Genomic DNA, 16647 nt, shown 5'->3' with positions numbered 1-16647 from the left:
CAGTCGGTAAGTCAACAAAGCATTAAAAAATCTGATCAAGACTGTGTAAGCTACTTGCTCAAATTTAAACTTTCAATCTTCAATTATTTATTGCCTAAATTGTAGAAGCTAATTTGTCTAGTAGATTACATAAATTAGAGATTATCAAGGATTATGGGTAATTGAAGTATTGTAAAATACTATTTACACAAAGTAAAACCAAAGGATAGAATTAACGAAGTCTGTGAATACAATATTTGTTTATAAATCGAAAATTTATGTATAGTATTGGTGCAAAATCATCTGTTATCGCTGTAGCTGAACCAGGAGGATCATATCAATCTCCAGCAAAATTACCTGAATGGGTGGAAGTGCTTGTAGACTGTCCAGGATGTTCAGATTTATTTACCTATAAAATCCCAGCACAGTTAGCAATCAAACCAGGAGATATTTTAAGCGTTCCCTTTGGTGCGACACAGGTAGGGGCGATCGCTATCCGCTTATTAACTGAACCGAATCTAGATATTCCCTTAGAAAAAATTCGGGAAGTAGAAGATGTAGTTAGTGAAGGGTTTTTTCCTCCTGGTTATTGGACATTACTCAACCGTGTTGCAGCCTATTACTATACACCTCTAATTTTAGTAATTCGCGTCGCTTTACCACCAGGCTTATTAGGAAGATCACAACGTCGTTTACGCTTGACTTCTCTGGGTAAAAAAAATCTTGCTATTTATATTAGTCCTATAGCCCAGCAAGTAATTACACTTTTAGAAAAAACCCCAACAGCAGACTATAGTTATCACTACATCCAACAAAAAGTTAAAGCCGCATATCGCGGAATTCGGGAATTAATCCGCTTAGGTTTAGCCGAAAATTATTTAGAACCGCCACAACTTACCAAACCTAAATTACAAAAAGCTGTCACACTTCTAGATAATAATCATGACGATTTAACAGCCCGTCAAAAAGAAATTGTGGAAGTTTTGCGACGACGAGGGGGAGAAATATGGCAAAGTGAATTATTACAACTTTGCAGTACCAGCACTTCCACCCTAAAAGCCTTAGCAGATAAAGGCTATATAGTCATTGAGGACAGGGAAATATTACGCAGAGAACAAGGCCCCACAGTAGCCGCAGATTGGGCAAAATCCTTAACACCAGCCCAAAATAACGCCTTAGAAACGATTAATTCCTTAACCGGATTTGCTCAAGTATTGCTACATGGGGTGACAGGTTCAGGAAAAACAGAAGTATACTTACAAGCCATAGCACCATTACTTGAACAAGGAAAATCGGCCCTTGTTTTAGTTCCCGAAATCGGCCTCACACCTCAACTTACAGATAGATTTCGCGCCCGATTTGGTCACAAAGTCCACGTTTATCACAGCGCCCTTTCTGACGGTGAACGTTACGACACCTGGCGACAAATGCTCACAGGAGAGCCGCAAATCATCATCGGGACTCGCAGCGCCATTTTCGCTCCTTTACCCAATCTAGGCTTAATTATCCTGGACGAAGAACACGATAGCAGCTTTAAACAAGATTCTCCTATTCCCACTTACCACGCCCGCACCATCGCTCAATGGCGAGCCGAATTAGCACATTGTCCCCTAATTTTAGGTTCTGCGACTCCCTCTTTAGAAAGTTGGGTAAGTGGAAATCAACTATATTTATCATTACCAGAACGCATTAACTCGCGCCCATTACCACCTGTGGAAATCGTGGATATGCGTCAAGAGTTAAAAGAGGGAAATCGGTCTATTTTTAGTAGAAAGCTGCAAAATGCGCTGCAACAATTAGCAGAAAGACAACAACAGGGAATATTATTTATTCATCGGCGCGGACATAGTACCTTTGTTTCTTGTCGCAGTTGTGGTTATGTGTTGGAATGTCCCCATTGTGATGTATCCCTGGCTTATCATCATGTGGAAGAGGGAGCGCCGGAATTATTGCGCTGTCATTATTGTAATTATGGGCGTTTACATCCTCCCCATTGTCCCGAATGTAGTTCCCCTTATTTAAAGTTTTTTGGCAGCGGTACTCAACGGGTAGCGCAGGAATTAACTAAGCAATTTCCCAATTTGAAAATAATTCGCTTTGATAGTGATACCACCACCACTAAAGGTTCACACCGGAAACTTCTTACCCAGTTTGCTAATGGTGAAGCCCATTTATTAGTAGGGACACAAATGCTGACAAAAGGGTTAGATTTACCCCAAGTTACCCTTGTGGGTGTAGTCGCTGCGGATGGATTATTGCACTTATCTGATTATCGCGCCAATGAACGCACATTTCAAACTTTGACCCAAGTTGCGGGAAGGGCAGGAAGAGGGGATGATCCAGGGAGGGTAATTGTCCAAACCTATACTCCAGAACATCCGATTATTGAAGCAGTGCAAAAACATGATTATCAATCTTTTGCTGATGCAGAGTTAGCACAAAGACAAACTCTGAATTATCCTCCCTATGGGAGATTAATTTTATTACGATTAAGTAGTTTAGATCCCATTCAAGTCCAAAACACAGCCCAAATCATTGCTACATTTTTGAACAATAAAGAAGGATTTGAGATATTGGGACCTGCACCAGCTAGTATTTTACGAGTAGCTAACCGTTATCGTTGGCAAATATTACTCAAGTTTGATCCTGACGCTTTACCAAATTTACCAGATTGGCCAGAAGTGCGAGCGCTTTCTCCTGCTTCTGTCAGTTTAACAATTGATGTAGATCCGATTAATATTATGTAGTCGAATGATTTAAAACGAATCATAAAATCCATTAATTCATCTGCGTTTATCTGCGTTTATCTGCGGTAAATAATTCAGGAAATCTTACTTCATGCAGCTTCATATTAATTTGCAATAACTCAAACCCCCAAAAATTAGTTAAATTAGCGGTATGCTGCCATGAAGAAACCATAGAGACAAATATGCCAAGAACACAGAAAAACGATAACTTTGTTGACAAATCCTTTACCGTGATGGCAGATATCATCCTCAAGATATTGCCAACCAACAGAAAAGCTAAAGAAGCCTTTGTTTATTACCGAGATGGGATGTCCGCACAGGCAGAAGGCGAATACGCTGAAGCTCTAGACTACTATAAAGAAGCCTTAGAAATGGAAGAAGACTCCAATGATCGGAGTTATATTCTCTATAATACGGGCTTAATTTATGCCAGTAACGGTGATCATAATAAGGCTTTAGAGTATTATCATCAGGCCATTGAGTTAAATCCACAATTACCCCAAGCCTTGAATAATATTGCGGTGATTTATCATTTTCAAGGTGAAAGGGCTAAGGAAACCGGAGATCATGACGGTGGAGAGGCATTGTTTGATCAAGCGGCAGATTATTGGATTAGAGCAATTCGCATGGCTCCCAATAACTATATTGAAGCTCAAAACTGGATCAAAACCACCGGGCGATCGCAAATTGACATATTCTTTTAACTTAGTCATTAGTCGGTTATACAATTTTACATGACAACTGACAACTGACAACGGACAACTGTACGGGCGAAGCATTTGGAGAACTATTTTTGGCAATGACCGATAATTTATCTTCCAAATGCTTCGCCCCTACTGATAACTAACAACTAACAACTAACAACGGACAACTAACAACGGACAACTGTACGGGCGAAGCATTTGGAGAACTATTTTTGGCAATGACCGATAATTTATCTTCCAAATGCTTCGCCCCTACTAACAACTAACAACTAACAACGGACAACTAACAACGGACAACTGTACGGGCGAAGCATTTGGAGGACTATTTTTGGCAATGACCGATAATTTATCTTCCAAATGCTTCGCCCCTACTGACAACGGACAACTAACAACGGACAACTAACAACGGACAACTAACAACTGTACGGGCGAAGCATTTGGAGGACTATTTTTGGCAATGACCGATAATTTATCTTCCAAATGCTTCGCCCCTACTGACAACGGACAACTAACAACGGACAACGGACAACGGACAAATTATGATTGATAGTGAACAAGTTCGTAAAGTTGCTAATCTCGCTCGTTTAGAATTAACAGCAGATGAAGAAGCACAATTTACTACTCAACTGGGTAGTATTCTGGATTATATAGAACAACTCAATCAACTGGATGTCACCAATGTAATACCGACAACCAGAGCTATTGATGTTAGCAATATTACCAGAGAAGATATTCTTCAACCCTGTCCTGACAGAGAAGCAATCCTCAGCAGTGCGCCTCAACAGGAAGGTGATTTTTTCCGAGTTCCCAAAATTCTTAATGCTGATTAGTTAGGAACTGACTGAAGATATAGGAAAGAATCTTTTCCTTTCTCTTCAATTTCTACTGCAATATCAACACAAAAGAGTAGAGACGCTCCGAGGAACGTCTCTACATCCCCGTAGGGACAGGGGATTAGGGGATTAGGTTTTTGGGTATGAGTTTAATATAGCAGATGATTTTTTATTTGCCAAGTATTTGACAACTATTTTCCGTATACTAATGTCAAAAAAACCGAGTTGTATTTTTTCGAACCGGACAACTAGTAGTCTGTCAATCCAAAAATGACGGGTAAAGGCAAGCAGGGGGAGAAGAGGGGGTATTCCGACTGGCACATTACACGCTATTGTAATTTATCAAGCTAAATCGAGTTTAGAAGAGTGGAAAAATCCCTAAAAATGGAGATCAAGAGGGTTGACATTTGCTTTTAAATTTGTTATCATGAAATTGATAAGGAAGAACTGTCTCGCCATAAATAATTTAACTACCATAAAAAATACCCATCCAGTCATTGGGCTAGGTGGGTATTAATCAAATAAGGGCAGGAATTCCCCGCCCTTTGTGAAACTACTTGCTTTCAGTAAAATCAGCATCAATGACATCATCACCAGAAGGAGCAGAACCACCGCTTGGAGGTTCAGCACCAGCAGCGCCAGCAGCATCACCAGCTTGTTGATAGATATTGCTACCAATAGCAAACAGAGCTTGTTGCAGTTCTGGCATTAACTTCTGGATTTGAGCATCATCTTCTTTCGCAACTGCTTCTTTTACTTCCTTGACCAAACCTTCAACCTTAGTCTTATCAGCAGCGGGGACTTTATCACCCAACTCTTCCAACTGCTTTTCAGCTTGATAAGCTAAAGAATCAGCTTGGTTTTTGCGTTCAATTTTCTCACGACGTTCCTTATCAGAAGAAGCGTTTTGTTCAGCTTCTCTGACCATGCGTTCTACATCATTCTTATCCAGAGTAGAAGCACCAGTGATACTAATAGATTGTTCCTTACCAGTTCCCTTATCCTTAGCCGCAACGTTGAGAATACCGTTAGCGTCAATATCAAAAGTCACTTCAATTTGGGGAACACCACGGGGAGCAGGAGGAATACCATCCAAACGGAAAGTTCCTAAACTCTTATTATCATTGGCAAATTCTCTCTCACCTTGGAGAACGTGAATTTCCACATTACCTTGTCCGTCCACCGCAGTAGAGAACACTTCTGATTTTTTGGTAGGAATTGTAGTGTTGCGAGGAATAATCTTAGTCATTACCCCACCCAAGGTTTCTACACCCAAGGATAATGGTGTTACGTCTAACAACAAGATACCTGTAACATCACCAGCTAAAACACCCGCTTGAATAGCAGCACCAACAGCTACCACTTCATCAGGGTTAACAGTTTGGTTAGGTTCTTTACCTAACACCCGTTTAACCACATCTTGAACAGCGGGAATCCGGGTAGAACCACCAACGAGAACAACTTCGTCAATATTGGTCTTATTTAACTTCGCACCTTTGAGCGCATCTTCCACAGGAATGCGGCAACGGTCAATTAAATCAGAACAAAGTTCTTCAAACTTAGCGCGAGTTAAAGTTGTATCTAAATGCTTGGGACCCTCTTGGGTAGCGGTAATAAATGGCAGGTTAATTTCTGCCTGGCTAACGCTAGAAAGTTCAATTTTAGCTTTTTCTGCCGCTTCAGTCAGACGTTGTAAAGCTTGTTTGTCTTTACGCAGGTCAATCCCTTCGTCTTTTTTGAACTTTTCCGCTAAGAAATCAACGATTTTTTTATCAAAGTCGTCACCACCCAGGTGAGTATCCCCAGATGTTGATAATACTTCAAATACACCATCACCTACTTCCAGAACAGATACGTCGAAAGTACCACCACCCAAGTCAAATACGAGGATAGTTTCATTGCTCTTTTTATCAAAACCATAAGCTAAGGAAGCAGCGGTAGGTTCGTTGATAATGCGGAGAACGTCAATACCAGCGATTTTTCCCGCGTCTTTTGTGGCTTGACGTTGGGAGTCGTTGAAGTAAGCAGGAACGGTAATTACAGCTTGGGTAACGGTTTCACCCAGGTATTTACTAGCATCTTCCACTAATTTGCGAAGAACCTTCGCAGAAATTTCTTCAGGTGCAAATTGTTTACCAGCACCGGGAGAATCTACTTTAACGTTACCGCCGCTACTGAGAACTTTATAAGAAACTTCTGTAGCTTCATTGGTAATCTCTTCAAAACGACGACCGATAAAGCGTTTTACAGAATAAAAAGTATTTTCGGGGTTCATTACCGCTTGGCGTTTAGCGATTTGACCAACTAAATTGTCGCCATTTTTGGCAAACGCAACTACTGAGGGTGTTGTCCGAAAACCTTCTGCATTAGCGATAACGGTGGGTTTACCACCTTCCATTACTGCCACGCAGGAGTTTGTCGTACCTAAATCAATTCCAACTACCTTTGCCATTTTGGGTGTTTGCTCCGTATAAAATTACTAAATGAACTCAGAGAGAATATAAAATTGCATTAACTAAATGTCAATAACAAACCGATTCAAATTTCCCAACTCTGTACGCATAATGTATTGCTCCGAAGAGCCTCCCATTTCTGGGGTAATGTTAGCTGAATGCCTCCGGCACGCTTGCGCGAACGTCAATGTTTTAAGAGCTTGTTAGGCTTGCAACACTGTTTCAGTGACCTTGAAACTGTTTAATCACAAGCGACAGAGCAGGGAACTAGCTACGCATTCGCCCGGTGTCGTGACTCAAAAAACGTAGTCAGTGAAGACTTAGACTGGTCAGTACAGCTTGCTTGATTACTTTTGCAAGCTCAGTCCCTTTAGGGCTGGGTTACTGACATAAACTCAGTGGTATTCCATGAAGGGTGGTTTACCGAACCGTTAGGGGAACGGTGAATTTTATAAATTATGTCTAGTGGGTTCATGGATTTATGTGCTTTCACATTGACTAATGTATGGTAATTAATACTTTGAGGAATTGGGGTGAACCGTAACTTTATAGTCGTATTTGCCGTCAAACCCTGTCGGGAATTAAAAATTAAGAATTAAAAATTAAAAATGATACCCCTTACTCCGTAATAAGGGGCTTGGTAATTGTCAATTATTTACGAAGCAGGACGTTCCCCTTGTTGAAACTTCAGCCATGCCTGTTGCAAGTCCGTTGGGGCAGGATTGGTGACATCATAAATGACAATTACATTAGTCAAAGGTCTACCGGCAGGAACTATAATATTAGTCTTGTTGGCTAAGGCTCTAGATGCTCCACCATCTAAATTCATAGCTTCATAACAACCAATCGCTTTCATTGCCTCCGCCTCTTGTTGTAAAGTGAGGTTAATTTCAAAATTGGCTAAAATCAGTTTTGTGCCGTCCTGAGTAAAACCAATTGCTGTTCGGGCGCTATTACCTAAAACAGCAGGATCTTTAAAACCTTCAATCCTGGGGTTTAACCGGATTTCCCCTTGTCGCAATAATCTTGGTCCACAAGTTAGGGAAAACCAATGTTTATTCCATTCTGGTTTGCCGTCTATTCTGGCTGTCACCATTTCTGGTTTATTACCGACTCCTAATCCCAAAGTAGTCCCAAAGTTTTCCCAACGACTGTATTTCACAAATTTTCCCCCGGCTACCATGTTACCCATAACCGTTTTTTGGGGATTTTTGGCAAAAAATGTGCCGTTAGCAACTACGGCAGCCTTATAACGCGCCACTAATTTACTAAATTCTTCATCACCACTGGTTTTTTGAATGGTATTCGCAAAAGCGGCGTTTTTGGCTAAACCCATGGTGATAAAGGTTTTTGGATCTGTGAGGTCAACTATGGTTTGATAAAAAGGAATACCATTAATTTGACTTTTGTTTACCTGTACAGTTTGGGCATAACTAGGTAATGTTAAGGTTAATCCTTGTGCTAAGGTTGCACCACCAAGGAATAAAAAGGATCTGCGGCTGATTTTGCTAATTGTCATAATTGAGTAGTCTGACAAAATTAAATTCATTTGTTGAGAGAGGGAACAGGGAGCAGGGAACAGGGAACAGGGAACAGGTAATTGGTAATTGGTAAGTGGTAAGTGGTGAAAACTATTCTTCTTTGTTCCTCCTAACTCCTGCCTCCTGACTCCTGACTCCTGACTCCTGACTCCTATATCTTATGAACAATCGGTATATTATTTTTCACAAGCCCTATGGGGTTTTGAGCCAATTTACCCAAGAAAGTCCCAAACATATCACTCTGAAAGAGTATATAGATGTTCCCGATGTTTATCCTGTAGGGCGTTTAGATTGGGATAGTGAAGGGTTGCTGTTGTTAACAAATGATGGACAGTTACAGCATCGTCTGGCACATCCGCGTTTTGGTCATCAACGTACCTATTGGGCGCAGGTGGAACGCATTCCTGATCTTGATGCAATTAATCAGCTACAAAGTGGGGTAGAAATTCAAGATTACCGGACTCGTCCTGCTCAAGTTAGGTTATTGTTAGAAGAACCATCCGTAGTCCAACGCATTCCACCGATTAGATTTCGCAAAAGTATTCCCACTGCTTGGCTAGAAATGACCCTAACTGAAGGTAAAAACCGCCAAGTCCGTCGCATGACGGCTGCTGTGGGTTTTCCGACCTTGCGGTTAATCAGAATAAGTATTGGTAATATTCAATTAGATGATTTATCACCAGGACAATGGCGAGAACTCACTTCCTTAGAAGTCACAAGATTAAATCATTCACCGGAAAGATAGATTAAGGGACTGTAATACCAGTATACAAAAGAGTGTTAACAATACCACTTAATTCTCAAGTTACATAATTTTAGTCATTTAATTCTGTCCCGTTGGAATGTTCGTGGCTAGAGAGACTGAAAGCACCTTAGCAGGAAAATCAAGGAACTCCCACTATGCTGATTTGCCCCCAGTGTAAATTTGAAAACCCTGATAGTAATAAGTTTTGTCAAAGCTGTGGTACATCCTTAGCTCATAAAATCTGCTCTGAATGCAGTGCCGATATAGCTTTAGATGCACAGTATTGTTATAAATGTGGTGCAGAATCTAGCACAGTTTGGTACGCGCTCATTACTCACGCAGTAGATCAGGTAGTTTCTGTTATGGCAAAAACTGCGGAATTAACCCAAAATTTAGAAAATATAGCGGACGAGAGTGGTGATTCTAGTCCGTTTTCCAAATTTGTTTTAGATTCTTATTTAGATTCTCAGCAGCGTTATCGCTTATTAGAATCTCCACAAGTGATTGGGGATTATAGAGAAGTCAAGGTTCTAGATTGCCAACCTTACGAAATATCACTGATTGGGGCCATGCTTGAGCATGAAACTAAGATCGATACAATGACAATTCCGGATCTAGCGCCAGCTTATCTAGAATTGCAGATGAAGATCCACCCAGGAATACCCAAAATTCATGATGCTTGGCAGCAAGATGATCTGCAAATAGTCTTGTTGGCAGATAGATCCAATTATCCTATGTTGCTTGATGTTTGGCAAAAAGACACAACCAGCCCGGTGGAAATTTTACATTGGTTTGATCAGATGACTCAACTTTGGGAGTTACTCGAAGCTGTGAATTGTCGCCAAAGTTTGTTGGAGTTATCAAATTTGCGGTTAGATGAAGACCAAGCTTTGGTATTACAAAAGTTATATCCTGATAATGAGAAGCTCTTAACTATTAAAAGTTTGGGCCAGATGTGGCAAACTTTGTTTAGAGAATCCCAATGCACTCAATTTGGCTGTGTGGTAGAGATATTAGAGGATATAGAATCTGGGAATATTCAAACTCTGACACAATTGCGAACTGCTTGTAGCAGAGCTAGTTCCCTCCAGAACGCTCCGCGAACGCTATCGGAGTTAGAAAAAACAGCAGAAATATTTACTCAGGAAAAACTCAATGCTTCTTCAACTATTTTGCAACTAGGTGATGAAACGGAAACCAAGACTGATGATGCCCCAACTGTGGTGCTATCCATGCAGCTAAGTAGCTTGGAATATGCAGCATCTACTGATGTTGGTCGTCAACGCAATCACAATGAAGACTATTTTTGTGTTGATAGTCAGGTTCACAAGGTAGAATTACCAAGAAATAGCACGATTACAGCACAGGGTTTATATATTCTTTGTGATGGTATGGGTGGTCATGCTGGAGGTGAAGTAGCCAGTGAATTAGCGGTGAAGACTATCCGTAAATACTTCCAAGAAACCTGGGTAAATACAGAATTACCTCGGAGGGAATGTATCCGTCATGCGGTTTATTTAGCTAATCAAGCTATTTATGAGCTTAATCAAAAAGAAGCCCGTTCCGGTATTGGTCGCATGGGTACTACTTTGGTCATGCTGTTACTTCAGGATAATCAGGCCGCAATTGCTCATGTGGGAGATAGTCGTGTTTATTGCCTGACCCGCAAGCAAGGACTAGAACAAATAACTGTAGATCATGAAGTTGGTCAACGAGAAATTGCTAGGGGGATAGAACCGAGTGTCGCTTATGGACGTGCAGATGCTTACCAACTTACCCAAGCTCTGGGTCCACGCAATGAAGATTCTCTCCATCCTGATGTGACGTTCTTTGAGATCAATGAAGATATGCTTCTGGTATTGGTATCAGATGGTTTATCAGATAATGACTGTCTAGAAACTCATTGGCAAACTCATCTTCAACCCTTATTAAGTTCTGCTAGTAACTTAGAAACGGGTATTCAAAATTTAATTGAATTGGGCAATGAACATAACGGTCATGATAATATTACAGCTATACTGGTACGGGTGAAAGTCCGCCCATCTCAGCAAAGTTGCTTATAAAATTAGTTTTTTGATCTTAAATTTTAGGTTGTATTGTGATTACTCTGACCCTATTAGAAAAAAGCACACAAACACCGCTTAAACAGTGGTGCTTTGAGGGTTCTACCGTCGTTCGCATCGGTCGGGCGGTAGATAATCACGTTATTTTGGCTGAAAATTTAGTTTCTCGGTATCATTTAGAACTGAAATTAGTTACTAATGCCGGAGGAGATGATTGGGAATTAATTAGTCACGGGACTAATGGCACTTTCCTCAATGGCTCTTTGGTGACTAAATGTATCGTTCCTGATAATTCTTTACTGCTATTAGCTCAAGGTGGTCCTCTACTCAAGGTACAGATTCAGGAATTATCTTCTCTACTTATCCAACCTTCACCGTCAGGAGATGGGGAAATTAGTCAGAAGATAACCCCAGAATACTCCAGCACTGGTTGTACTCATGAGGGGAATCATCCCCAGAATGTCTTTTGTGTTCACTGTGGTCAACCAATTTTGGTACAAAAGACTATTCGTCATTATCAGGTATTACGCACTATTGGCAAGGGTGGCATGGGTACTACCTATTTAGCTTGGGATAGTGTTGGTGAAATTACTGGTGTACCACAATTACTGGTAATCAAACAGATGAATGCTGATATGGTGAAAATTCCCAAGGCTCAAGAGTTATTCATGCGAGAAGCTAGTATTCTCAAGCATCTTAATCATGCAGGAGTTCCCAAATATTATGACTTTTTTGTGGAAGATGGTAAAAAATACTTGGCTATGGAGTTAATTCATGGACAAGATTTAGACAAACGAATTCGCTTAACTGGGCCTGTAACTCCGAAACAGGCGATCGCTTGGATGGTACAAACTTGTGATATTCTAGATTATCTTCATCACCAACAAACACCACTAATTCACAGGGATATTAAGCCGGCTAATTTAATGGTGCGTGGTGGTAATAATAGTATTGTGGTGTTGGATTTTGGTGCTGTTAAGGAAATTGGCACAAAACCAGGGACCAGAATCGGTGCTGAAGGCTTTTGCGCTCCTGAACAGGAACGGGGACAACCTCTTACCCAATCTGATTTATATGCTATTGGTCCGACGTTAATTTTTTTATTAACCGGGGAAAATCCTTTAAAATTTTATCGGCAAAGGGGACGGAATTTTCGGTTTGAGGTTAAAGGTATTCCCACAATCACTGATCAATTAAGACAGGTAATTGAGTGTGTGACAGAACCTTTACCACGCGATCGCTATCATACTGCAAAAGATTTGGCTCAAGCATTAAGATCAGTCAGCAGTTAGCAAAATCTGGTGAGCGGTTAACTTCAATTCAGGAAAAATCCGGGAAATTATTGGCTCATTGTCTCTAAATTGGTTAATTTCATACTCATCACCAATTAGAGAACAAACTGATATGGTAGGTTGTTTTGGTTCACCAACGAATTTACCAGCACCAAAAGGTTGATAATCAACAATCCAGTATTCTTTAATTCCCATTTCTTCATAATCACCAAATAGAACGAAAGGCACGGAAGCCACTTGGCAATAGATGCGTGGAGGAAGTGCCAACGGCGTTCGCGGAGCGTGCCGGAGGCTCTATTTATTCGCGGTGACATGATAGAATTAATTAGCAAGTAGGAATAACCATCAGCGCAAAGAAGTGTTTTATTAAGGAGAAACCCCTGATTTATCTCGTCTCGGCATAGCTGTAGCCTGGGTAAACAAGCAATGGTAAATCATGGAGCGTTTAACATTAAAAATTGATGGACTCACAAAAGCAGCAAAAAAAAATCAAAAGTAAGCGCAATTGCAATACCTGTCGTACTGGTAGTTGCCTTGAGCGTCTAGGAGGATAATTGACTATCCTTTTTAAGCAGGTCTTAAAGAATCTGCGTGTCTTTAGACCGCAGAGTGTCAATATATTTTCTATAGTCATCAACTCGCCAATTGCTACTCACCACTTCGATGATTAATGGTACAGAATCACCTTGAGTTACCGTTGCTGTTTTTTCCCACAGGGCTTCATTGACTAGGTTTGTGGGATTTATCAACAAAACATCTAGACAATAGGCTGATTGCCTTGTTTGCGGTTTAACTAATGCCTGTTTGGGAATAAAATAGGGAAGATTTAAGCGGCGGCACTCTATAGCTAATTCTATAGTTAAAAATCCAGTTCTGCTTTCGTGTTTTCCTAATGGCGGATTCATCTCAATAATTTCCCCGTCTCTGCATTTAATCTCATAAAATTGTAGTTTTCCGTAGTCAAACGTAGCTATATCCGTCACTACAATGAACCTTAGTAATATCCTTCATTGTTGAAAATTCAACTCTAAAACCATTGATAACAATCTCACATCCGTTTTTTGTGGGAGTTTTAACACGACTTACATACTTTCCAGAAGTTATGTTTTTACGATCTTTGTGCAAAGTAGCCTTAACAAAATCTCCTGTAGAAACATGAGTGAATATTTTTTTAGGCTCAGTGCAAGGAAAACCAAATTTATTGATCCTACAGAATCTTCTGCAACTATGCCCCGTGCTTTTTACTGTTAAAATTTTTGTTGTCAGTATTTTGAGAGTTTCAACTTTTCCTACACAAGCAGCATCAATCCAATGAGTTTTAGGCAATCCTAAACGAGTTCTATTAAACTTAGTTAAACCTCCTGAACCTGTTGTTATAGGTAATCCAGTTTCTTTTAACTTATTAAATAAAGCCCATCTCGTTGAATTTACAGCAGACGCATCTTTTAGTGTCCGCTTGGCTTGGGATAAAATTTGCTTCAACAACTCAGGCTTTTTTGCTAAAAACTTCTCAATATCTTGAGTACCTTTTTTGATATTGCATTTTTCACAAGCTAGACACAAATTAGAAATTCTATTAGTTCCTCCTTTGGCTTTTGGTTTAATATGCTCAACTTGTAAAGGGACATTTTCAGCAGTACAGTATGCACATTTTCTATTCCATTTATTCAAAAGATATTCACGGACTTCATACCCTTGTAACTCTCCTTTGTTGATACTCAAAGCCTGATATCTCCGGGTTTTCTAACTGCTGTAGGTCAAACCTAGCAAGCTCTTGAACTATGTCAGTTATTGGGGCAAAATTACATAATCTTTTGACCCAAGTGTTAATAGTTAAAACTCTATGGCTTAAAGAAGGTGCTAACCAACCTTGAGGTTTAGTGCGGTTAAGAAATCTAGCTTGACGATAACGAGTATGTCTAGAACGTCTTCCTCGCCTTACTCCTTTTCGAGTTTCTAGGCTTTCTTTAATAGCTAAACCTCTGTGTTGTAATTCCATACCCCAGATGACTTTATTATTTTGAACTAACGCAAAACCTGTAGTTTTACTCCCTGGATCTATTTTTAATTCAATCGGTTGAGTTGGAACTTCAGATTTAGGTTCTTTCAAAATTATGGTAAATGGAAATCTTCTAAATACAGCAGCTTTTTGTTGATTTAATAAAAAACGTGCATCTCCTGGATGAATTGGAGTAAGTGGTTTTTTGTTGGTATCAAGAACTAGAACAAAATTAGACATTTAAATTTCACCTTTTCAGGGTAATGTTTGCTTCAACCTTGTTATCTGAGCTTGTTATGCTAAATACACTATCCTTGCGGATTGTTTAATAAGTAGCAACATGGCAGGGGACTAGCGAATCCCAAGGTGTTATGACCTAGATAACGTTTACCCATTCGACTACGCTCAGGGTGGTTTGGTTCACATAAACTACAGATTACTCCGTTTATTTATGCTCTCATGCAGTTCATAAAATCCGCCTTCTGGTTTCCATTTAATAAACTCTTCAAAGGTTACTAACTGGGTTTTAGGTAAGGTTTGAACCATAATTTACCTACCTTGATAAAAATGCTATGTTAAGATACTGAATCCCAGATCAATATTGTGCTAAATCTATAATAGAATCTCGGCGGAATTACACCTACCATAAAAACAAGGATTAAGCACCATCCTTGTTATAGGTAGAGGTAGGCGTATTTACATCAAGCTATGTTAGATATAGCCGATCTAATTTAGATGTTTAATCGTCGTCCCACTTTTCTACTGCTAATAAATCACCAATTGGATCTTGAGTGCTAAATCCAAAGTCTAGCAATTCTTGTTTCCAATGTTGCCATTCATCGCCATAGAGTAAGGCAATTTTCCAAATCCTATCATTGGGTTTGATAATATTGGATTCTACGAGTGATTGCACGTTGCGCTGCAATTTCACCATTGGGTGAATTACTTGCTGAATCATAAACTCGGTGTATTTCAGATTTTTGTGTGTAAATTCTTGATCAAAACAGCTTTCCGGTTGCAATTATTACCTGCGCGTAGAGCAATTATGGTTTGGCAAAGCTAGTTCCAACTTTTCCACTATACCATAACTAACAAGAGTAAGTTGCTTGGGAATTCGGTTTTGTCCGGTAATCACTACTACTAACCGCTATTTAGGCTGAAAAGTGGTGGCAATATCCAGTCTACAAGGTTTTTAGGCTTGCCATCGCCATGATAACGCAAGTAGAGAAAATTGACACGAATTTCTCAATTTTAATTGTGGGATGAATGTAAATAGGTAATTGTTTTCCCCGAATTGAAGGAGTTGCGCTGCTAGTCTAGCCTAATTAGGGAACAAATCTACCTTTAGACCTGCAACCCGTTTTTATTCACTGAAGGGGAAGAATGGATAGATAAGTTGGAATGGATTCCATTTTAAGATAAAAGCGATTCCTAGGTCACGCTAGTTCCCTCCGGGACGCAATGCGTTCGCTATCGCATCTCCTCAACCTCCCAAACAGCGAACTGACAAGTCAGCACTTACGCTATCGCATTCCTTCAACTTACCAGAATCCTTTTTTTTACGAACCACTCCAGACACGGAGAATACAGAGTATTTGCAAATTGTTAAAAAAGTGGTATGATTGATTAGTAAGATGAATAAGTCATACATAATGATGAAAGTCACAATTACTTTAGAAGAAGACATTCTCAGATTTATTGATCAACAAGCAAAAGGTAATCGTAGTGCCTATATCAATGCACTATTAGCAGAACAAAGACGCAAAATTTTAGAAGCAGAAATAATTGCTGCACTCCAAGAAGATGCAAAAGATTTAGAATATCAAAATGAGATTTCTGCTTGGGATAATGTAGCTGGAGATGGTATTAATGCCAGAGGGTAATTTAACTTATAAACGGGGTGAAATTCGCTGGGTAAATCTTGATCCAACGGTGGGAGCAGAAGCACAAAAAATCCGTGCTTGTTTGATAGTTCAAAATGATATTATGAATCAATATGGATTATTAACAATTGTGATGCCATTTCGACCAGGAAGTAAGCAAGCTCCCTATATTGTCAATATCAAAGCAACAGCAACTAATGGATTAGATAAAGATCGTTTTATTGATGTTGCTCAAATTCGTTCTGTTGATTATCGTCGGGTTTTAGGGTTGGTGGGGATTTTAGAACCCACATTCCGCACTTCAAAAAGTAGCACAAGTAAACTACATTGACGGTCAATTAAAATTTATGATTTTAACAATTAGGTATCAATGTAAAACAAAATTATGGATACACAAAGTAGAGCTTT

16 protein-coding genes and 1 pseudogene are annotated in these 16647 nt (G+C 39.8%); 8 read left to right on the top strand and 9 right to left on the bottom strand.

The annotated features are described in order from the left end of the window. The first annotated feature begins 257 nt into the window (after positions 1 to 257). Positions 258 to 2726, top strand: a complete 2469-nt coding sequence (priA, locus tag FJR09_RS17425; protein WP_168652977.1) for a primosomal protein N' — start codon at positions 258 to 260, stop codon at positions 2724 to 2726. Between the two features lie 182 nt (positions 2727 to 2908). Beyond that, entirely contained in the window at positions 2909 to 3430 is a 522-nt protein-coding gene (locus FJR09_RS17420) for a photosystem I assembly protein Ycf3 (protein ID WP_168631941.1), read from the top strand. Positions 3431 to 3569: 139 nt separating this feature from the next. Here the strand turns inward: FJR09_RS17420 and FJR09_RS25940 are convergent, their stop codons facing one another. The 3 genes from FJR09_RS25940 to FJR09_RS25935 are packed head-to-tail and all read right to left on the bottom strand — an operon-like array spanning position 3570 to position 3952. Continuing rightward, the gene (locus FJR09_RS25940; protein WP_256370267.1) at positions 3570 to 3692 is read right to left on the bottom strand and encodes a hypothetical protein; all 123 of its coding nucleotides are present in this window, start codon (positions 3690 to 3692) and stop codon (positions 3570 to 3572) included. Further along, positions 3686 to 3829: a hypothetical protein gene (locus FJR09_RS25415; RefSeq protein ID WP_168652310.1), complete on the bottom strand. Its 144-nt coding sequence runs from the start codon at positions 3827 to 3829 to the stop codon at positions 3686 to 3688. The genes FJR09_RS25940 and FJR09_RS25415 overlap by 7 nt, the downstream gene beginning before the upstream one ends. Further along, positions 3830 to 3952 (bottom strand): hypothetical protein, encoded by a 123-nt coding sequence (locus tag FJR09_RS25935; RefSeq protein WP_256370266.1) that lies wholly within the window; start codon positions 3950 to 3952, stop codon positions 3830 to 3832. A gap of 17 nt (positions 3953 to 3969) precedes the next feature. Here FJR09_RS25935 and gatC point away from each other — a divergent pair, with 17 nt between their 5' ends. Next, positions 3970 to 4260: an Asp-tRNA(Asn)/Glu-tRNA(Gln) amidotransferase subunit GatC gene (gene gatC, locus FJR09_RS17405; RefSeq protein ID WP_015083410.1), complete on the top strand. Its 291-nt coding sequence runs from the start codon at positions 3970 to 3972 to the stop codon at positions 4258 to 4260. Positions 4261 to 4816: 556 nt separating this feature from the next. Here the strand turns inward: gatC and dnaK are convergent. Together dnaK and FJR09_RS17395 are read right to left on the bottom strand one after the other, a co-directional pair. Continuing rightward, complete coding sequence (gene dnaK / locus FJR09_RS17400; protein WP_168631942.1) at positions 4817 to 6715, bottom strand: molecular chaperone DnaK; 1899 nt, start codon at positions 6713 to 6715, stop codon at positions 4817 to 4819. Positions 6716 to 7371: 656 nt separating this feature from the next. Then, positions 7372 to 8235, bottom strand: a complete 864-nt coding sequence (locus FJR09_RS17395; protein ID WP_168654152.1) for a phosphodiester glycosidase family protein — start codon at positions 8233 to 8235, stop codon at positions 7372 to 7374. A 182-nt stretch (positions 8236 to 8417) separates the two neighbouring features. On the opposite strand from FJR09_RS17395, the gene FJR09_RS17390 reads away from it, so the two are divergent. From FJR09_RS17390 to FJR09_RS17380, 3 genes are all read left to right on the top strand, one after another. Further along, entirely contained in the window at positions 8418 to 9002 is a 585-nt protein-coding gene (locus FJR09_RS17390) for an rRNA large subunit pseudouridine synthase E (protein WP_015083413.1), read from the top strand. 155 nt (positions 9003 to 9157) lie between these two features. After that, complete coding sequence (locus FJR09_RS17385) at positions 9158 to 11065, top strand: serine/threonine phosphatase (protein WP_168652780.1); 1908 nt, start codon at positions 9158 to 9160, stop codon at positions 11063 to 11065. A gap of 35 nt (positions 11066 to 11100) precedes the next feature. Beyond that, a complete protein-coding gene (locus FJR09_RS17380) occupies positions 11101 to 12357 on the top strand; it encodes a protein kinase (RefSeq protein ID WP_015083415.1) in 1257 nt (418 codons plus the stop codon). Here FJR09_RS17380 and FJR09_RS17375 read toward each other — a convergent pair. From FJR09_RS17375 to FJR09_RS17360, 4 genes and pseudogenes are all read right to left on the bottom strand, one after another. Further along, positions 12343 to 12624, bottom strand: a complete 282-nt coding sequence (locus FJR09_RS17375; RefSeq protein ID WP_371260418.1) for a Uma2 family endonuclease — start codon at positions 12622 to 12624, stop codon at positions 12343 to 12345. The two genes, FJR09_RS17380 and FJR09_RS17375, sit on opposite strands and share 15 nt — an antisense overlap. 311 nt (positions 12625 to 12935) lie before the next feature. Further along, positions 12936 to 13340: a Uma2 family endonuclease gene (locus tag FJR09_RS17370; RefSeq protein WP_323294673.1), complete on the bottom strand. Its 405-nt coding sequence runs from the start codon at positions 13338 to 13340 to the stop codon at positions 12936 to 12938. After that, a pseudogene (iscB, locus tag FJR09_RS17365) lies at positions 13318 to 14596 on the bottom strand (RNA-guided endonuclease IscB). Before iscB ends, FJR09_RS17370 begins: the two are co-directional and overlap by 23 nt. Before the next feature lie 499 nt (positions 14597 to 15095). After that, the gene (locus FJR09_RS17360) at positions 15096 to 15314 is read right to left on the bottom strand and encodes a DUF4327 family protein (RefSeq protein WP_015083416.1); all 219 of its coding nucleotides are present in this window, start codon (positions 15312 to 15314) and stop codon (positions 15096 to 15098) included. A gap of 694 nt (positions 15315 to 16008) precedes the next feature. On the opposite strand from FJR09_RS17360, the gene FJR09_RS17355 reads away from it, so the two are divergent. Next, positions 16009 to 16239: a hypothetical protein gene (locus FJR09_RS17355; protein WP_015083417.1), complete on the top strand. Its 231-nt coding sequence runs from the start codon at positions 16009 to 16011 to the stop codon at positions 16237 to 16239. Next, entirely contained in the window at positions 16226 to 16570 is a 345-nt protein-coding gene (locus FJR09_RS17350; RefSeq protein ID WP_041458587.1) for a type II toxin-antitoxin system PemK/MazF family toxin, read from the top strand. Before FJR09_RS17355 ends, FJR09_RS17350 begins: the two co-directional genes overlap by 14 nt. The last annotated feature ends 77 nt before the right edge of the window (positions 16571 to 16647 follow it).

The organism is Dolichospermum sp. UHCC 0406, from assembly GCF_009712025.1.
Taxonomy (GTDB): domain Bacteria; phylum Cyanobacteriota; class Cyanobacteriia; order Cyanobacteriales; family Nostocaceae; genus Dolichospermum; species Dolichospermum lemmermannii.
This window is presented reverse-complemented; position numbering and strand designations above follow the sequence as displayed.

Coding starts and splice junctions, on each gene's coding strand:
- priA (WP_168652977.1), top strand. CDS start 258: ATGTATAGTATTGGTGCAAAATCATCTGTTATCGCTGTAGCTGAACCA.
- FJR09_RS17420 (WP_168631941.1), top strand. CDS start 2,909: ATGCCAAGAACACAGAAAAACGATAACTTTGTTGACAAATCCTTTACC.
- gatC (WP_015083410.1), top strand. CDS start 3,970: ATGATTGATAGTGAACAAGTTCGTAAAGTTGCTAATCTCGCTCGTTTA.
- dnaK (WP_168631942.1), bottom strand. CDS start 6,715: ATGGCAAAGGTAGTTGGAATTGATTTAGGTACGACAAACTCCTGCGTG.
- FJR09_RS17395 (WP_168654152.1), bottom strand. CDS start 8,235: ATGACAATTAGCAAAATCAGCCGCAGATCCTTTTTATTCCTTGGTGGT.
- FJR09_RS17390 (WP_015083413.1), top strand. CDS start 8,418: ATGAACAATCGGTATATTATTTTTCACAAGCCCTATGGGGTTTTGAGC.
- FJR09_RS17385 (WP_168652780.1), top strand. CDS start 9,158: ATGCTGATTTGCCCCCAGTGTAAATTTGAAAACCCTGATAGTAATAAG.
- FJR09_RS17360 (WP_015083416.1), bottom strand. CDS start 15,314: ATGATTCAGCAAGTAATTCACCCAATGGTGAAATTGCAGCGCAACGTG.
- FJR09_RS17355 (WP_015083417.1), top strand. CDS start 16,009: ATGATGAAAGTCACAATTACTTTAGAAGAAGACATTCTCAGATTTATT.
- FJR09_RS17350 (WP_041458587.1), top strand. CDS start 16,226: ATGCCAGAGGGTAATTTAACTTATAAACGGGGTGAAATTCGCTGGGTA.